Source organism: Idiomarina sp. UBA3162 (genome assembly GCF_002364475.1).
Lineage (GTDB): Bacteria > Pseudomonadota > Gammaproteobacteria > Enterobacterales > Alteromonadaceae > Idiomarina.
Map to the genome: position 1 here is coordinate 1 of NZ_DEYI01000069.1, position 16,159 is coordinate 16,159.

The 16,159-nt window shown below is 48.5% G+C and carries 16 protein-coding genes and 1 pseudogene; 3 read left to right on the forward strand and 14 right to left on the reverse strand.

Annotated features, from left to right (window positions below; all coding sequences use genetic code 11):
• From B2X00_RS08820 to rpoE, 6 genes and pseudogenes are all read right to left on the reverse strand, one after another.
• Positions 1 to 71: pseudogene (locus B2X00_RS08820) on the reverse strand (elongation factor Tu); the annotation flags it as partial.
• An 84-nt stretch (positions 72 to 155) separates the two neighbouring features.
• Positions 156 to 2,249, reverse strand: coding sequence for an elongation factor G (fusA, locus tag B2X00_RS08825; protein WP_290487202.1), 2,094 nt, complete (start codon positions 2,247 to 2,249; stop codon positions 156 to 158).
• Between the two features lie 107 nt (positions 2,250 to 2,356).
• Positions 2,357 to 2,797: a SoxR reducing system RseC family protein gene (locus B2X00_RS08830; protein WP_290487203.1), complete on the reverse strand. Its 441-nt coding sequence runs from the start codon at positions 2,795 to 2,797 to the stop codon at positions 2,357 to 2,359.
• A gap of 3 nt (positions 2,798 to 2,800) precedes the next feature.
• Entirely contained in the window at positions 2,801 to 3,766 is a 966-nt protein-coding gene (locus B2X00_RS08835) for a MucB/RseB C-terminal domain-containing protein (protein ID WP_290487204.1), read from the reverse strand.
• Between the two features lie 16 nt (positions 3,767 to 3,782).
• Complete coding sequence (locus B2X00_RS08840; protein ID WP_290487205.1) at positions 3,783 to 4,457, reverse strand: sigma-E factor negative regulatory protein; 675 nt, start codon at positions 4,455 to 4,457, stop codon at positions 3,783 to 3,785.
• Positions 4,458 to 4,474: 17 nt separating this feature from the next.
• Entirely contained in the window at positions 4,475 to 5,053 is a 579-nt protein-coding gene (gene rpoE, locus B2X00_RS08845) for an RNA polymerase sigma factor RpoE (RefSeq protein WP_290487206.1), read from the reverse strand.
• A 139-nt stretch (positions 5,054 to 5,192) separates the two neighbouring features.
• Between rpoE and nadB the strand changes: the two genes are divergently transcribed.
• Entirely contained in the window at positions 5,193 to 6,797 is a 1,605-nt protein-coding gene (gene nadB / locus B2X00_RS08850) for an L-aspartate oxidase (protein ID WP_290487207.1), read from the forward strand.
• Positions 6,798 to 7,051: 254 nt separating this feature from the next.
• Here nadB and B2X00_RS08855 read toward each other — a convergent pair whose 3' ends face one another.
• Positions 7,052 to 7,324, reverse strand: coding sequence for a succinate dehydrogenase assembly factor 2 (locus B2X00_RS08855; RefSeq protein WP_290487208.1), 273 nt, complete (start codon positions 7,322 to 7,324; stop codon positions 7,052 to 7,054).
• 74 nt (positions 7,325 to 7,398) lie between these two features.
• Between B2X00_RS08855 and B2X00_RS08860 the strand changes: the two genes are divergently transcribed.
• Both B2X00_RS08860 and B2X00_RS08865 read left to right on the forward strand, forming a co-directional pair.
• Positions 7,399 to 8,298 (forward strand): YgfZ/GcvT domain-containing protein, encoded by a 900-nt coding sequence (locus tag B2X00_RS08860; RefSeq protein ID WP_290487209.1) that lies wholly within the window; start codon positions 7,399 to 7,401, stop codon positions 8,296 to 8,298.
• Positions 8,299 to 8,303: 5 nt separating this feature from the next.
• Positions 8,304 to 8,786, forward strand: a complete 483-nt coding sequence (locus B2X00_RS08865) for an FKBP-type peptidyl-prolyl cis-trans isomerase (protein WP_006956084.1) — start codon at positions 8,304 to 8,306, stop codon at positions 8,784 to 8,786.
• Between the two features lie 38 nt (positions 8,787 to 8,824).
• Here B2X00_RS08865 and B2X00_RS08870 read toward each other — a convergent pair whose 3' ends face one another.
• From B2X00_RS08870 to B2X00_RS08900, 7 genes are all read right to left on the reverse strand, one after another.
• Positions 8,825 to 9,307: a methylated-DNA--[protein]-cysteine S-methyltransferase gene (locus tag B2X00_RS08870; protein WP_290487210.1), complete on the reverse strand. Its 483-nt coding sequence runs from the start codon at positions 9,305 to 9,307 to the stop codon at positions 8,825 to 8,827.
• 132 nt (positions 9,308 to 9,439) lie between these two features.
• Entirely contained in the window at positions 9,440 to 10,951 is a 1,512-nt protein-coding gene (gene lysS, locus B2X00_RS08875; protein WP_290487211.1) for a lysine--tRNA ligase, read from the reverse strand.
• Positions 10,952 to 10,997: 46 nt separating this feature from the next.
• Positions 10,998 to 12,096, reverse strand: a protein-coding gene (prfB, locus tag B2X00_RS08880) for a peptide chain release factor 2 (protein WP_290487212.1) whose coding sequence is annotated in 2 segments (ribosomal slippage) — positions 10,998 to 12,020 and positions 12,022 to 12,096 — 1,098 coding nt in all. Because the reading frame shifts where the segments join, the coding sequence is not laid out codon by codon here.
• Between the two features lie 40 nt (positions 12,097 to 12,136).
• Positions 12,137 to 13,849, reverse strand: a complete 1,713-nt coding sequence (recJ, locus tag B2X00_RS08885) for a single-stranded-DNA-specific exonuclease RecJ (RefSeq protein WP_290487213.1) — start codon at positions 13,847 to 13,849, stop codon at positions 12,137 to 12,139.
• Between the two features lie 2 nt (positions 13,850 to 13,851).
• Positions 13,852 to 14,568, reverse strand: a complete 717-nt coding sequence (dsbC, locus tag B2X00_RS08890) for a bifunctional protein-disulfide isomerase/oxidoreductase DsbC (RefSeq protein ID WP_290487214.1) — start codon at positions 14,566 to 14,568, stop codon at positions 13,852 to 13,854.
• An 11-nt stretch (positions 14,569 to 14,579) separates the two neighbouring features.
• A complete protein-coding gene (gene xerD / locus B2X00_RS08895; RefSeq protein WP_370215197.1) occupies positions 14,580 to 15,479 on the reverse strand; it encodes a site-specific tyrosine recombinase XerD in 900 nt (299 codons plus the stop codon).
• A gap of 36 nt (positions 15,480 to 15,515) precedes the next feature.
• Positions 15,516 to 15,998, reverse strand: a complete 483-nt coding sequence (locus B2X00_RS08900) for a VC2046/SO_2500 family protein (protein ID WP_290487216.1) — start codon at positions 15,996 to 15,998, stop codon at positions 15,516 to 15,518.
• Positions 15,999 to 16,159: the final 161 nt, after the last annotated feature.

The window sequence follows — 16,159 nt, forward strand, 5'->3', positions numbered from 1 at the left end:
CCATGGTCAACGTGACCAATCGTGCCGATGTTTACGTGGGGTTTCGAGCGTTCAAACTTTTCCTTAGCCATGGGTGGCTCCTCTTGTTGTTCGTGGCGGTGGGCACAATGCCCACCCTACGGGTTGGTGTAGGGTGGGCCAGTGGCCCACCACGTTTATGCAAATTTCGCTTGGATCTCTTCAGAGATATTCGACGGAACAGGTTCGTAGTGACCGAACTGCATGGTAAAATTGGCGCGGCCCGAAGACATGGAACGCAAAGTATTGATGTAACCAAACATATTCGCCAAAGGCACAAAGGCATCAATCGCAATCGCGTTGCCGCGATTTTCTTGACCCTGAACTTGACCCCGACGCGATGTCAAATCGCCGATGATGCCACCTGTATATTCTTCAGGTGTGATCACTTCGACCTTCATCACAGGCTCAAGCAGTTTCGCGCCAGCCAGACGCATGCCTTCGCGCATACACATCCGTGATGCGATCTCAAAGGCCAGAACAGAGGAGTCAACATCGTGATATTTACCCTCAAGCAAAGCCACTTTGAAGTCGATCACAGGGAAGCCAGCCAGAGGACCGCTGTCCATAACGGAGCGAATACCCTTTTCAACACCTGGAATATATTCCTTTGGAACCGAGCCGCCAACGACGCGAGATTCGAAAGAATAACCTTCGCCTGGTTCAGTTGGCGTGATGGTCAGCTTGACCTCACCATATTGACCAGAACCACCCGATTGCTTTTTGTGGGTGTAAGTGTGGGTGACTTCATGGCCTATGGTCTCACGATAGGCCACCTGTGGCGCACCGATATTGGCTTCGACTTTAAACTCACGGCGCATACGATCCACAAGGATATCCAAATGCAGCTCGCCCATGCCTTTCATGATGGTCTGACCTGATTCAAGGTCAGTTTCCACGCGGAAGGATGGATCTTCAGCAGACAGACGCTGCAGCGCAAGGCCCATTTTCTCTTGGTCGCCCTTGGTTTTTGGCTCAACCGCAATTTCGATCACAGGCTCTGGGAAAGTCATTGTTTCAAGAACCACCGGAGCATTCACCGCACAAAGTGTATCCCCAGTTGTTGTGTCCTTCAGGCCACCCAAAGCGATGATGTCACCAGAAAATGCTTCTGAGATTTCATCACGGTCATTGGAGTGCATGATCATCATACGACCCACGCGCTCTTTCCTACCCTTAGTGGAGTTCAAGAAAGAATCGCCTTTTTCCAATTTGCCAGAATAAATCCGTGTGAAGGTCAAAGACCCAACAAAGGGGTCATTCCAGATTTTGAACGCCAGCGCAGAGAAGGGCATTTCATCATCCGCACGGCGGGCGATGTCACGGGTTTCTGTCTCATCGCCAGGTTTAAAGCCCATATAGTCGACAACATCGAGAGGGCTCGGCAAGTAATCTACAACCGCGTTCAGCAAGGGCTGAACACCTTTATTTTTAAATGCAGATCCACCAAGCACAGGCACGAATGCCATCGCCAAAGTACCCTTGCGGATCAACTTGCGGAGCGTCGGAACGTCGGGCTCATTGCCTTCCAAATATTCCATCATGGCTTCATCATCTTGCTCGACAGCAGATTCAACCAATTTGGCGCGCCATTTATCAGCTGCTTCTTGCAGCTCAGCACGGATTGGAGCTTTGATCCAAGAGGCGCCAAGGTCTTCACCCTGCCATAGCCACTCTTCCATCGTCACAAGATCAACCAAACCTTCCAGTTCAGTCTCTGCGCCAATTGGGAAAGCGATTGGCACGGCCACCGCACCTGTACGATCTTCGATCATCTCAACACAGTTGAAAAAGTCCGCCCCGATTTTGTCCATTTTGTTGACAAAAACCATCCGTGGAACCTTGTAGCGGTCCGCTTGACGCCAAACTGTTTCGGTTTGAGGCTCAACACCAGCATTTGCATCCAACACGCACACCGCGCCATCAAGAACCGCCAAGGACCGCTCAACTTCAATTGTGAAGTCAACGTGTCCTGGCGTATCAATGAAGTTTAACTGATAGGTTTCACCATCTTTTGCTGTGTAATGCAAGGTAACACTTTGCGCTTTTATCGTAATACCACGCTCACGTTCCAAGTCCATCGAGTCGAGCACTTGTTCCGCCATTTCACGATCAGTTAAACCGCCACAATGTTGGATGAGTCGATCTGATAAGGTCGACTTACCATGGTCAATGTGCGCAATAATAGAAAAGTTTCTGATATTACTTTGCTTAAACGCCTTATCCGGCATTGATACACCTCTACAAAAAATCAGCGAGCAACTGTGGCTCGAAGCGAATTCAAAACTGGCCTGATCATACCGATGTTAGCGGCAAGACTAAAGATATTTATCGGTTTTCACAGGCTAGGTTGCGCGGGTGTACTCACAACGAGCAACTGATTTACGCGCACATCACGAAGGCGGAACCACAAACGCAAGGCGACAAAGCTAAGAGCAAAGCCTGCAAATGAGAGCAAAATCGTGTAGCCCTCAGTGATCGATGTAAAGGACGTTAACACACTTGCAAGCAACAATAGGGTGAGGACGGGCAATCCATAAAGTAACAATGCGAAGCGTGTCACCTGTTGTTCTGGGATCGACAACTCAACATACTCCCCTACCGTTACCGGTGATTCGGTTTTGACAACAAAGGTCGAGTGTCTATCTGAAAAAACCTTACTCAAAATACCCGCACCGCAGGTTTTATTCTGCTCACAACCAGAACAAGCACTCTTTAGTTGCGTCGAGACCGTCACTCGCTGACCATCAACTGCTACCACTTGCGCAAGCTCTTTCATTCCTTACTGTACCTCTGCCACAATCCGCTTTGCCGTTTGTATGGGTATTTGTCCCACTACGGTGATTATCACATCATTGCGAGGTTCAGTATACAAATTTTGGCTACCGATCACACTCATTGAGCCGGCTTGTTCCGCTGCTCGTGGCGCAATATACACTGAGTATTCGGTCAGACCGTCAGTAAAGAGATAGTGGTCAACCGGCGTGTCATCGACCGCCAACTGATGATGTTTTTGCTCAACCAGTTTAAAGCCCTCAGGCTGCCACGTTGGACGCACATTGCTCTGCATTTGCTGGTTCAATGTGGACATCTGAATTAAAGGTGGCATCGACAAGCGCTTTAACTCTTCGAGAAGCGGGCTTGGATCTTGCCGTAGCGCTAAGCTAGTCATCTGAACCTGCTCGATAGGCACACCTTCTTCATTAATCATCATCATTTTTAGCGGCATACCTGAGTCACGGTCGACCCAAACTGAAAAACCAAAGCGGTTATCATGTTTACTGATTAACCGAATATGTTGTGCTTTTCTGTCTAGCACACGTGCGCCACCTACCGCTACCACACGATAGTAGTCTTTAATGAGCTCAAACTTTTGACTGAAAGCAGGCGGAATAAGATAGTTAATTGAGCGCGCGCGCAAAGAGTAATCCCTCGCTGCGGGATGAAAGTGTGAAACCTTATCGCCAATCCGAAGCACTCTGAACCCCGGCCCATTCATCTGAACGATGAGTTCGAGCTGTTCACCGCTGGCCTCAACAGCATGCAGCCAATGGTAAGGTTCAATACGATCACCTAACACATAAACGAGTGACGCCTCAAAGTTCTGCTCGTTCAGCGCGTCTGACATGAAATTATACCAACGCTCACCATCACTCTGCGCGACTTGCTCAGTCTCTTGTTGCGCAAACGCTGGCGAAGCCAAGAGCAACGCCAGCGCAAGTGATACAAGCCAAACACCCGGTTTCATAGCCATTCCTTAATTACTACGGAGATTGCGGGTCCTGTTGTTTACCAGCCTCAGCTTGCTCCTCACTATTTGCCGCCTCAGTACTCAACATCATTAACTGCTGTTGGTGATCGATCATATACGATTGCGCTTGACGACGCATGGATTGCTCGAGCGCTTGCTGCGTTGTCGATGCAGACGGCGTCGAGTTGGGGCTAAAGCTCACAGGTTGGCGCGCACCCAACGGATTCGTCAAAATGGATGGTTGTTCGACACCCGAGGCGTCGGTGGGTGTTTGGTATGTCTGCACTGTGATCAACGCTACTGCTGCAACACCCGCCGCCACAGCAACTTTTGCAACCGGATTAAACCAACGCATCGCCGCTTTTCGAGCAGCTGCAGAGCGCGAACTACCGTGTGCTTGCACTACATTGTCTGAATCTACCTCATTACTTGTAGCAGGCATTGCATCGATTTCAGCAGCTACTGCAGCACTGATATCTAGCGGACCGTTGTGATTAAGCTCGCCTTTCATAGCGCTCTTAATGACACTGTACCGATACCATCTATCGCTTTGCTCTGCATCCTCCAACTGAGCATCAAAATCTGCCTGCTCGATAGCATCGAGTTCACTATCAAACAACGCCGACCAAGATTCTTGGCGATCGTTCGCTGACTCTGACTTGTCGTTGGACAAATGGGCTTTAGACATAAAGATTCCTCTATCAATTACCGTTCTAGCAACGGCTTTAATTGGCTATCGATGGCTTCTCGCGCCCGAAAGATACGCGATCGTACCGTACCAATCGGGCAGTCCATTTCGACAGCGATTTCCTCGTACCCTAAACCTTCTATCTCGCGCAACGTGATAGCGCGTTTAAGGTCGTCTGGTAACTCGTCGATAGCACGTAACACAACGGTTTGAATTTCATCCGTTAACAACTGATGCTCAGGACTCCCGGCATCCTTTAGTGCTCCGCTACCTTCATAATACTCAGCATCTTCTGCATCCACATCGGAAGCAGGCGGCTTGCGCCCTTGTGAAACCAAATGGTTTTTCGCCGTATTCACTGCGATTCTATAGAGCCAAGTATAGAAAGCGCTCTCGCCTCTAAACTTGGGTAGCGCACGATAGGCTTTGATAAATGCCTCTTGCGCTACGTCTGCTACATCACCTTGTTGCTTCACATAACGGGAGATCAAGCTCATGACTTTGTGTTGGTATTTTTTTACCAACAAGTCGAATGCACGGTTATCACCTTTTTGTACACGTTCGACCAACTGTTGGTCCGTCATTTTTTCGCTCATCCGAGCCTTTTCTCCCTTGCTAATCACTACATAGCACTGGCGGCTCATGTATTCGTTAGGTCTGACCGCCGTGCTCGTAAAAAGTTCGCAAAAATTTTCAGTTTGCGTAAAATCGAGCAAAATCCTTAATGAGTACTTTATGGAACCTGCAGCAAATTATCAATCAGATGTTCTTGTTATTGGTTCGGGTGCAGCGGGTCTTACAACCGCCCTGCAGCTAGCAGACCACCATTCAGTGATTATTGTTAGCAAAGGACCACTGACCGAAGGCTCCACTTATTATGCCCAAGGCGGTATCGCTGCTGTTTTCGATGAATCTGATAGTATCGAAAGCCATGTTGAAGATACCCTCATTGCTGGCGCTGGTTTGTGCGAGCGCGAGACCGTTGAGTTTACCACACGTCACGCCAGAGAAGCCTTACAATGGCTGATTGATGAAGGCGTGGGCTTTGATCAGGTTGAATCAAAAGCAGATTCTCCGACCTACCACCTAAACCAAGAGGGTGGTCATAGCCATCGACGTATATTGCACGCCGCCGATGCGACCGGCAAAGCCGTTCAGACAACCTTGCAAGGCAAGGTATTGGCACATCCCAATATCAAGGTACTCGAACGCTTTAATGCCGTCGACCTTATAACCGGTCGACGCTTGCAACGTGAACTAGGTTGCTATGGAGCCTATTTATGGAACCGCAAGCTTGAGCGGGTAGAAACCGCCGCAGCGCGCTTTGTAGTGCTCGCTACAGGTGGTTCGAGTAAAGTGTATCAATACACCAGTAACCCTGACATTGCTAGCGGTGATGGTATCGCTATGGCATGGCGTGCGGGTTGTAGTGTAACTAACATGGAGTTCAATCAATTCCACCCAACCTGCCTTTATCATCCAAACGCACAAAGTTTTTTACTAACCGAAGCGTTGCGTGGTGAAGGCGCGGTGTTGCGACGTCCGGACGGCAGTCGCTTTATGGATAGCTTCCACGAAAGTGCTGAATTAGCCCCTCGTGATGTGGTCGCGCGCGCGATCGATTACGAAATGAAGCGCTTAGGTGCCGACTGCATGTATCTTGATATTTCGCATAAGAGTGAGGCGTTTTTAAAACAACACTTCCCCACTATTTTCGAGAAATGTTTGAGTTTGGGCATCGATATGAGTCAGCAGCCGATACCGGTTGTGCCCGCGGCACACTATACGTGTGGGGGGATTACCACCAACCTCAACGCGCAAACTGACTTACCCAGACTGTATGCAGTAGGAGAAGTCGCGTATACCGGCCTGCACGGAGCTAATCGTATGGCGAGTAATTCACTTCTCGAATGTTTAGTGTTCGCGCGTGCTGCCGCCCAGCATATTCTTCAACAAAGTCACGAGACACCGATTGTCGATCGCCTCCCTGCTTGGGATGACAGCCAGGTGAGTGACTCCGATGAAGAAGTCGTTATCCAGCACAACTGGCATGAATTGCGTTTATTTATGTGGGACTATGTGGGGATTGTTAGAACCACCAAACGTCTTGAGCGAGCGCTGCATCGCATACAGCTACTGCAACAAGAGATACACGACTACTACAGTAACTTTAAAGTCAGTAATAATTTGCTCGAGTTGCGCAACTTAGTGCAGGTAGCAGAGCTGATTGTTCATAGTGCGCTTGCGCGTAAGGAAAGTCGTGGGTTGCATTACACGCTAGACTACCCTGATCTGGATCCAAATGCGAAACCGACTCACTTGGTACCACAGCACTTATAGTTGGCAGATAAGGCCGCGTCGGAGCTGACACCATAGCGCCGGCGTGAGCTGATTTCGCCGAATACAGAAATAAAGACTTTGGCGCTGATTTGATAGCGCTTCTCTACTTAATCGAACCAGTAACCAGGTATTGAAAAGGCACTGCCAAAAAAATCGACCGTGCCAAGGCTCGCCATCGACCCACCACTGCAGTCTATTTTCACTCAGTGACAGCAGTGTTGTACCAATCTGCAAATGGACCATCCCGTTATCGTTTATACTTTGACCCGCGCCAGCATCAAATCAACCATGCGTTGTAATTCGGGATCTGGAGACGTTTTATGGCCCATAAACCACGCAAATAAATCGGGATCATCACAGGTCACAAGACGACGAAACACTGCTTTATCTTCCTCACTCAAGTGATCGTAGGCTTCATCCACAAAGGGTTCGAACAACACATCGAGCTCCAGCATACCGCGACGACACGCCCACTTAAGGCGACGCTTATCTTTTAGTACTTCCTCGGATTGCTTTAACGTGAACATTTTTACTCCCAGCCTTGAATTCAATTTCAATAGCCTCATATTAGCATGACATGGCAATTAAAGGAGCCTTTTAAATGAGCAAAGTCATGTCAGAACACGCTTCTGTACGCGAGACAATGTTGTGCCCGCTGGAGAGTTATGGCGTTCTCGCAGTGAGTGGCGACGACGCCCGTAGTTTTTTGCAAGGTCAACTGACCGCTAACATTAGCGACTTGAAACCGGGAGCGCATTGCTATTCAGCGCATTGCGAGCCAACCGGTAAAACCTTGAGTGTGTTTTGGCTCTATTGTCAGTCCGATAACGAATTTTGGCTTATCCTAAAGCACTCCGCGATCACCGCTTCGTTGGCTCAATTCGAGAAGTATGGCGTATTCAATAAGGTTTCGTTTGAAGATAAGACCAAAGACATTCATTTAGTAGGTGCCATCAATCCGACTGATACGTTGGCAGCCCCGCAGCCAAATGAATTACTTGCGCAAGTCAAGGTGGGCAGCGATCCAAACCAGTTCGTGCTAATATATAAAACAAAAATTGCCAGCAATTCTGACGAAAAGTTATGGGATGCCCTTGAAATTGAACGGGTGCGCCCTCAACTCAACAATGAACTTGCAAAACAATTTGTGCCGCAAATGCTTAATGTACAAGCATGGGACGGTATTGATTTTAAAAAAGGTTGTTATATCGGCCAAGAGACTGTTGCCCGAATGCGTTACTTGGGTAAACAAAAGCGCGCACTCTTTCGTGTGAGTGGCTCCGCAAACAATCCCGTTAATGCGGGGGCGGAAGTTGAACGAAAAGTGGGTGAAAATTGGCGTCGAGGAGGTACGATAATTTTGGCAGTGAATCGTACCGACACCCAAGTAGATGGTTTAGCGGTGCTACCAATTGATATTGAGATGGGTACTCCGCTCCGTTTGCGAGGTGACGACGATAGTCTCTTGGAAATACACACACTGCCGTATCAATTAGGTTAACTATTATGAGCGAAGCAATTGCCCCGAATAAAGTGGTCGCCATCCATTACACTGTGAAAACAGCTGAAGGCCAAACATTGGATCAGTCTAAGGAAGGCAATCCACTCAGCTTTATCCATGGCCGAGGCATGCTGATCCCTGGTTTAGAAAATGCATTGGAAGGTAAAGAAGTCGGCGAAAAATTCACTGCCGAAATCGGTCCTGAAGAAGCATACGGCGAACGTCACGAAGGCTTGATTCAAACAGTTCCACGTAACTTGTTTGGTGAAAACGATGTTCAACCCGGTATGCAGTTCCGTGCTAGCACTGACCAAGGCGACCAATCAGTGATCATCGTCGAAGTTAACGACGACGAAGTTACTGTCGATGGTAACCACCCATTAGCAGGCGTAAACTTGAACTTTGATGTCGAAGTTGTTGAAGTGCGTGACGCAACTGAGCAAGAGCTTGAACACGGTCACGTTCACGCGGACGGTGAAGACCACTAATCACTTTTTGATTAATGGTTTAGTGAATTAAGGGGCGATTATTCGCCCCTTAATTTTTGTTCTCGATCAATGAGTGCTTGTTTTCGATGTACTCCCGCCGAAAAACCCCGTAACTCGCCTTTGATACCTATTACGCGATGACATGGGATCACGATAATAAACGGATTTCGTGCGACCGCGTTGGCAACTGCGCGTACGCTTTTAGGTCGTCCAATACGCTCAGCAATACATTTATATGACAGCGTTTCACCGGGGCGTACTTTAATCAGTGTTGACAACACTTGCTGTTGAAACTCAGTTGTTTTCACACGCAGTGGTAAGCTGAATTTCTGACGCGAGCCTGCGAAATATTCCTCGAGTTGCGATTGCGTTTGCACCAATACAGGGTGCTTATGGTTGACGACCGACTGGCTTAAATCAGGCACATTCTTTTGGTCCTTATAATAAAGACCCGTCAAGTGCGCCTCATTTGCCATAGCCACCATGTGGCCAAGCGGTGTGTCAAACTCTAGATGGTACATTCACTCTCCGACAGATAACGTTTAATAAAATTGAATAGTAAAGAGCGTTTCCTTGTCTCTATTTTCTATTTTATTAAATGGTAGACCAAAAAAAAGCCACCCGGCAAGGGTGGCTGTTAGATTATTTTGGACTTAATCTGCTTTAGGACGCATATGTGGGAATAAGAGTACGTCTCGGATGGTCGATGAATCTGTCAACAACATCACCAAACGGTCAATACCGATACCCTCACCCGCCGTTGGCGGCATGCCATGCTCAAGCGCGGTGACGTAATCCTCGTCATAGAACATCGCTTCATCATCGCCCGCCTCTTTAGCTTCCACTTGATCGCGGAATCGTTGAGCTTGGTCTTCTGCATCATTCAGCTCCGAGAAGCCATTGGCCAACTCGCGTCCACCCGCAAAAAACTCAAAGCGATCGGTCACAAATGGATTGTCGTCATTACGACGTGCCAAAGGTGACACCTCGGCCGGATACGCAGTGATGAACGTTGGTTGGATCAAGCGGTGCTCAGCAACGGTTTCGAAAATCTCGATCTGAATTTTACCCAGACCCCAAGCTGAATTAACATCCACACCGACTTGCTCTGCGATAGCGGTCGCTTGCTCACGGTCGTTGAGCTGCGCCTCGGTAACTTCAGGCATATACTTGATAATCGCCTCTAACACCGTCATGCGCTCGAAGCGCTGGCCAAAATCGTAGGTCACACCGCCACTTTCAAATGTGGTTGAACCTAATACATCTTGAGCGATACCACGCAGCATATCCTCCGTCATATCCATCAAGTCGAAATAATCTGCGTAGCCCCAGTAAAACTCCAACATAGTGAACTCAGGGTTATGACGTGTCGATAATCCCTCATTGCGGAAGTTACGGTTGATTTCAAATACTTTTTCGAAACCACCGACCACGAGACGTTTGAGATAAAGCTCTGGAGCGATTCTTAGGAATAGCTCCATATCTAACGCATTATGGTGAGTTGAAAATGGACGCGCAGCAGCACCACCTGGAATGGTTTGCATCATCGGTGTCTCAACTTCAAGGAACTGCTGTTCGTTTAGGTAGCGACGAATGTAATCAATGACACGAGAACGCACCAAGAACGTGTTGCGCGATTCTTCATTAGTAATCAAATCAAGGTAACGTTGGCGATAGCGTGTCTCTTGATCCGCCAAACCATGAAACTTATCAGGCAGAGGACGCAGCGCCTTAGTCAAAAGACGTACGTCATCAACTAAAACACTCAGTTCGCCTGTCCCTGTTTTAAACAGCACGCCACTGGCGCCAACGATGTCGCCTAAGTCCCACTTTTTAAACTCACTGTTATAGAAGCCTTCTGGCAAATTATCACGAGCTACATAGAGCTGAATTCTGCCCGACATATCTTGAATCGTCGCAAAACTCGCTTTACCCATGATACGACGGGTCATCATTCGACCCGCGACTTTAACGCGAACGCCCTGTTGCTCAAGCGACTCTTTGTCCGCCTCGTCATACTCAGCGTGAAGATCCTTTGCCAGTGAATCACGGCGAAAGTCATTTGGAAAGGCAACGCCCTTCTCGCGTAACGCCGCTAACTTCGCTTTTCGTTGCGCGATTTGTTCGTTTACATCAACTTCTGGCGTTTGCGACTTATCTGTCATAATCTTGCTTCCTCTTCGAATACGTTTCTATCGCGACTTAACTTGGCTACAGGCCGCTTTTTAAGCTTGCTTCGATAAATGGGTCGAGCGCACCATCTAACACCGCCTGTGTGTTTCTATTCTCGACGCCGGTACGCAAATCTTTGATGCGCGCATCATCGAGTACATACGAACGAATTTGACTGCCCCAGCCGATATCCGCCTTTGAATCTTCCAGCGCTTGTTTATCTTCGTTCTGTTTTTGAATCTCTAACTCATACAATTTCGCTTTTAATTGCTTCATCGCAGAGTCTTTATTTTTATGTTGCGAGCGATCGCTTTGACATTGCACCACAATCCCTGTGGGTTCATGGGTTATTCGCACCGCTGAATCGGTTCGGTTAACGTGCTGACCACCGGCGCCAGAGGCTCGATAGGTATCGATACGCAAGTCCGACGGATTGATTTCTATTTCGATATCATCATCGACTTCGGGATAGATAAACACTGAGGCGAAGGACGTATGACGGCGGTTACCGGAATCAAAAGGCGACTTACGCACTAAACGATGGACACCGGTTTCGGTACGTAACCAACCATACGCATATTCACCGGCAATGCGCACCGTCGCCGATTTAATACCTGCGACCTCACCTTCAGACAGCTCAGTAATTTCCGTTTTAAATTCGTGTGCCTCAGCCCATCGCAAGTACATACGTAGCAACATGTTAGCCCAGTCCTGAGCTTCCGTACCGCCCGAGCCTGACTGAATATCCACGTAACAATCAGCTGAATCGTTATCGCGTGAAAACATGCGGCGAAACTCAAGCGCCTCAAGCTGAGTTAATAACTCCTGCAGCTCGTCTTCGGCTTCATTAAAGGTTGTTTCATCCTCGGCTTCCACAGCCAAGTCAACTAACCCTTCGATATCCTCTAAGCCTTGTTCTAAGTTATCGAGTGTTTCAATCACTTGCTCGAGTGCAGCACGTTCTTTCCCCAAGCTTTGAGCTGTTGGCGGATCATCCCACACTTCTGGTTGTTCGAGCTCTCGAGTAACTTCTTCTAAACGCTCCTTTTTATGAGCGTAGTCAAAGATACCCCCTGAGCGCCTCACTGCGTGAGCGCATCTCTTTAATGGCATTGTAAGTGGCGTTTGTCTCAAACATCACATGACCCTTAGTTGTTTAATTGGCATAAACGGGTATTTTACCGCAAAGCGCGCAGTTGCTCCACCAACAACTGCACTGAAGTACGTCCGCGAAAATGATTCAGCTGTGGTTTATAGACAAGTTCGACCCACTGACACTGATGATTGGGCCACTGCTCAATATCACAAAAAAACGATATGGCATCGAAAATACCGCCTTGGGGGCTTTGAACGACGAGCTTAAGATGTTTCTCACCTACAATACGCTGCTGCAGTATCCGAAACTCGCCGTCAAAAATAGGTTCTGGAAATTTTTGTCCCCATGGTCCTAAACCATCGAGTTGTTGAATAAACTCAATATTCAATTGCTCATCGGACAATTCACCATCAGACCATATAATCGGCTGTACAATCTCATCCGTTAGCCACTCGGCAGCCGCTTGTGACACCGCCTTTTGAAAGCTGTTCAGTTGTGCTTTGGCTAAGGACAGCCCAGCGGCCATCGCATGACCACCAAAGCGTTCAATTACATCGGGATATTGAGTGTCTACGCGTTCAAGTAAATCGCGAATATGTACACCATCAATCGAGCGCGCGGAGCCTTTTAAGTGGGTATCACTTTCTTTAGCAAACACAATCACCGGACGGTGGGTTCGCTCTTTAACACGCCCTGCGACGATACCAATCACCCCGCTATGCCACTGTTCGTTATAGAGCACGATGACGTTGGGCAACTGGCCTTGGTTATCGAGTTGGAGTTGGCTCACAATAGACTCCGCCTCCGCTTTCATATCTGCCTCGATTTCGCGTCGCTGCTTATTCAAATCACACAATGTTTGAGCAAGCTGTTGCGCGCGCTCTGACGAGGCTAACAAACATTCGATACCGAGGCTGATATCATCAAGACGCCCCGCGGCATTAATACGAGGACCGATGGCAAACCCTAAGTCACTCGCTTGTAACTTTGCAATATCGCGCCCACTTTGCTCAATTAAGGCACGAATACCCGCGCGACACTGACCGGCTTTAATTCGATTGAGACCTTGCTGAACCAAAATACGATTATTTTTATCGAGCGGCACCACATCAGCGACCGTACCTAGCGCGACCAAATCAAGAAAGTCGGCTAAGTTGGGTGTCGGTTGCCCCGCTTCACGCAGCCGTGCACGTAGCGCCGCTAATAGATAAAACGCGACGCCTACACCCGCTAACGCTTTACTCGGAAACTCACAGCCTGGTTGATTAGGATTCACTATTGCAGCCGCCTTCGGCAACGTCGTAGGCGCTAAATGGTGGTCGGTAATCACTAACGTGATGCCTAATTCGGCGGCCCGTGTTGCCGCATCATGCGCCGCGATGCCATTGTCGACCGTGATTATCAGCCCAACCTGTTGCTGCGCCAGCTGGTCAACAATAGCAGCCGAAAGGCCATAACCCTCAGTCATTCGATTCGGCACGCGGTAACTTACGTTATGAAACCCCATTTCAGGTAAGGCAGACATTAATAATGCCGTACTGGTTGCGCCATCGGCATCGAAGTCACCGCAGATGACGATAGCTTGGTTTTGTTCTCGCGCTTGCAACAGCGCGTCACAGGCGGCATCAATATTCCGTAACTGTGAATAGTGCGCCATTCCGCGCAAGTTGAGATCCAGTTGTTCGGTTTCCGTTATTCCTCGGTGCGCTAATATCTGCCGTATCACCTCTGGCCACTCAGTCGGTAACTGTTCAACCGGTGCATTGGGATACCGTTTGACTGTTCTTAACGACATAACTAACGAGCAGCTTGGATTTCGTTTATTATCGCATCGGGCGTTCTTAAGCCAGCCAGCATGCGTCCATCCGGCAGAATAAGTGCTGGCGTACCCGTCACTCCTAACATCTGCCCGAGGCGATAATGTTGAGCCACAGGGTTATCACATAACGTGGTTGCACTGATCGCTTGCTCGTTAAACAAAGATGATAACGCTTCTGAGCCATCCTTTGCGCACCATGCTTGTTGCAATTCACGTCCACCTTTTGAGCCTAGACCACCGCGCGGAAATGCCAGGTATTGAACAGTGATACCTTTATCCAAGTAGCTTCCCAGATTATTGTGAAGTCTTTGGCAATAACCACAGGTTGTATCAGTGAAAATGGTAACGACGTGCTTTTCCTTTGACGACCTGTAAGTAATCATTTCATCCTGATGTTCAGCAACTTTAGCCTTACGTAGCGTTTGTAATGCTTGCTCGGTTTTGTTTTCAGGAGCTCCGGTAGACAGTTTATACAGACTACCCGCCAACAAGTTTTCACCATCTTCGGACAAATAAACAATGCCTTGGTTAGTTGAAAGCTCAAAAACACCCTCGATACCTGAAGGTTTAATGCTCATCACCTCAATACCAAGCTGCTCGAGCTTACTGGTATCCGGTTGTTGGTCGGCCCATGCACTAGCCGACATAAACAGCAGTGAGACTGCAACAGTTTTTACTCTAAGACCCAACTTCATACTGACCTCAATTAACCTCTCGGATGAAACGCTGCATGCATTTGCTGCAAGCGTTCTTTTGCTACTTGTGTATAAATTTGTGTTGTCGATAAATCGCTATGCCCCAATAACATCTGTAGTACACGTAAATCAGCACCGTGATTAAGTAGGTGTGTTGCAAACGCATGGCGAAGCGTATGAGGCGACAAGTGCGCACTGATGTGAGCTTGCTGAGCGTAGGCTTTAATACGGTACCAGAACGCTTGTCGGGTTAATAATGTACCTCGCTGAGTGATAAACACCCACCCAGAGCTACGTTCACTAAGCGCTGGTCGGCCGTGTTTCAAATAGCGCGATAACCACTCAACCGACTCCTCTCCAAGAGGAACCAAACGTTCTTTATCACCTTTACCAATGACCCGAACCAGTCCTTGCTGTAAGGACACCTGTTCGTACTGTAGCCGCACGAGTTCCGTAACCCGTAATCCGGTGGCGTATAATACCTCAAGCATCGCTCTATCACGCAACCCGATAGGCGTTTCAACATTGGGCGCATCTAACAATGCCAAGACATCCGCTTCGGTTAACGAATGCGGAACCGGTGGACTCATCTTGGGGCGCTTTAACTTGGCGATGGGATCACTGCTAAACCAGCTCTGTTTGAGTGCGAAAGGCGTCAACTTTTTCATCGCACTTAGAAACCGAGATGTGCTGCGGGGCGACATGCCCTGCGTACGCCGCCATAGCAAGTAGTCCTGCACAGACGTTGCTGTAACCTGTGTTAATCCAAGCTTTTGTTCCGCTAAGAACTCACAGAACTTTTTCAAATCACTACGATAGGCCGCCTGCGTGTTTTCACTAACACCATGGGCAAGCCACAAATGTTCAATAAACTGCTCGATACGCTCTGCGTCTTGCGGGTGAAGTTTCATGCCCATTCTTTCACTGACAACTTGATAGCTGTCAGCTTACATGAGCGATTGGTGATCTTCTATACCCATCGATTGCAAAACATCATATAAGCGCGATGGGTTGTTACGACGTGGAGGGTTCGCTGCTTTGAGTTGAGTGCGTTGTCGACGCTTACGCGTTTGCCAATCTAGATTCGCGATCAACTCAATGGGAAGTCGGTTATTCGACGCATCAAGCACCAACGGCTGCGGTTTTAATGCGTCATTGAGACGTTGTTGAGCAAGTTCGGCGGCGTGAGTATACACGCCCGAAGGAATTTGATAATCAGCATCAGCACCCAGTGGTCGAGGTTTAGCCGCACCAATAAGGCGCTGCCAATCAGGCGCAGCCTTTTGTGCTCCATCAATAGACGGCTGTTCGCTAAGTGCCGAAACCCAGTAAGCAAAGGTCGCCGCAAAGCCACCATTGAGTGCTTGGTTGGCAAACGACTCTACTTTTTCGACAAAAGGATCGAACTGTAATTCTCGTACCGCCTGCATCAGATGCTCCGCTGATTGACACATAGGTGTTATCGGCGAAGTACGAGAAATAATGAGTTTTTTTAGTTAACCCTTTACAACCGAGTTCAGGTTGCTATCATACGCGCTCTTCTGATGGAGGGGTTCCCGAGCGGTCAAAGGGATCAGACTGTAAATCTGAC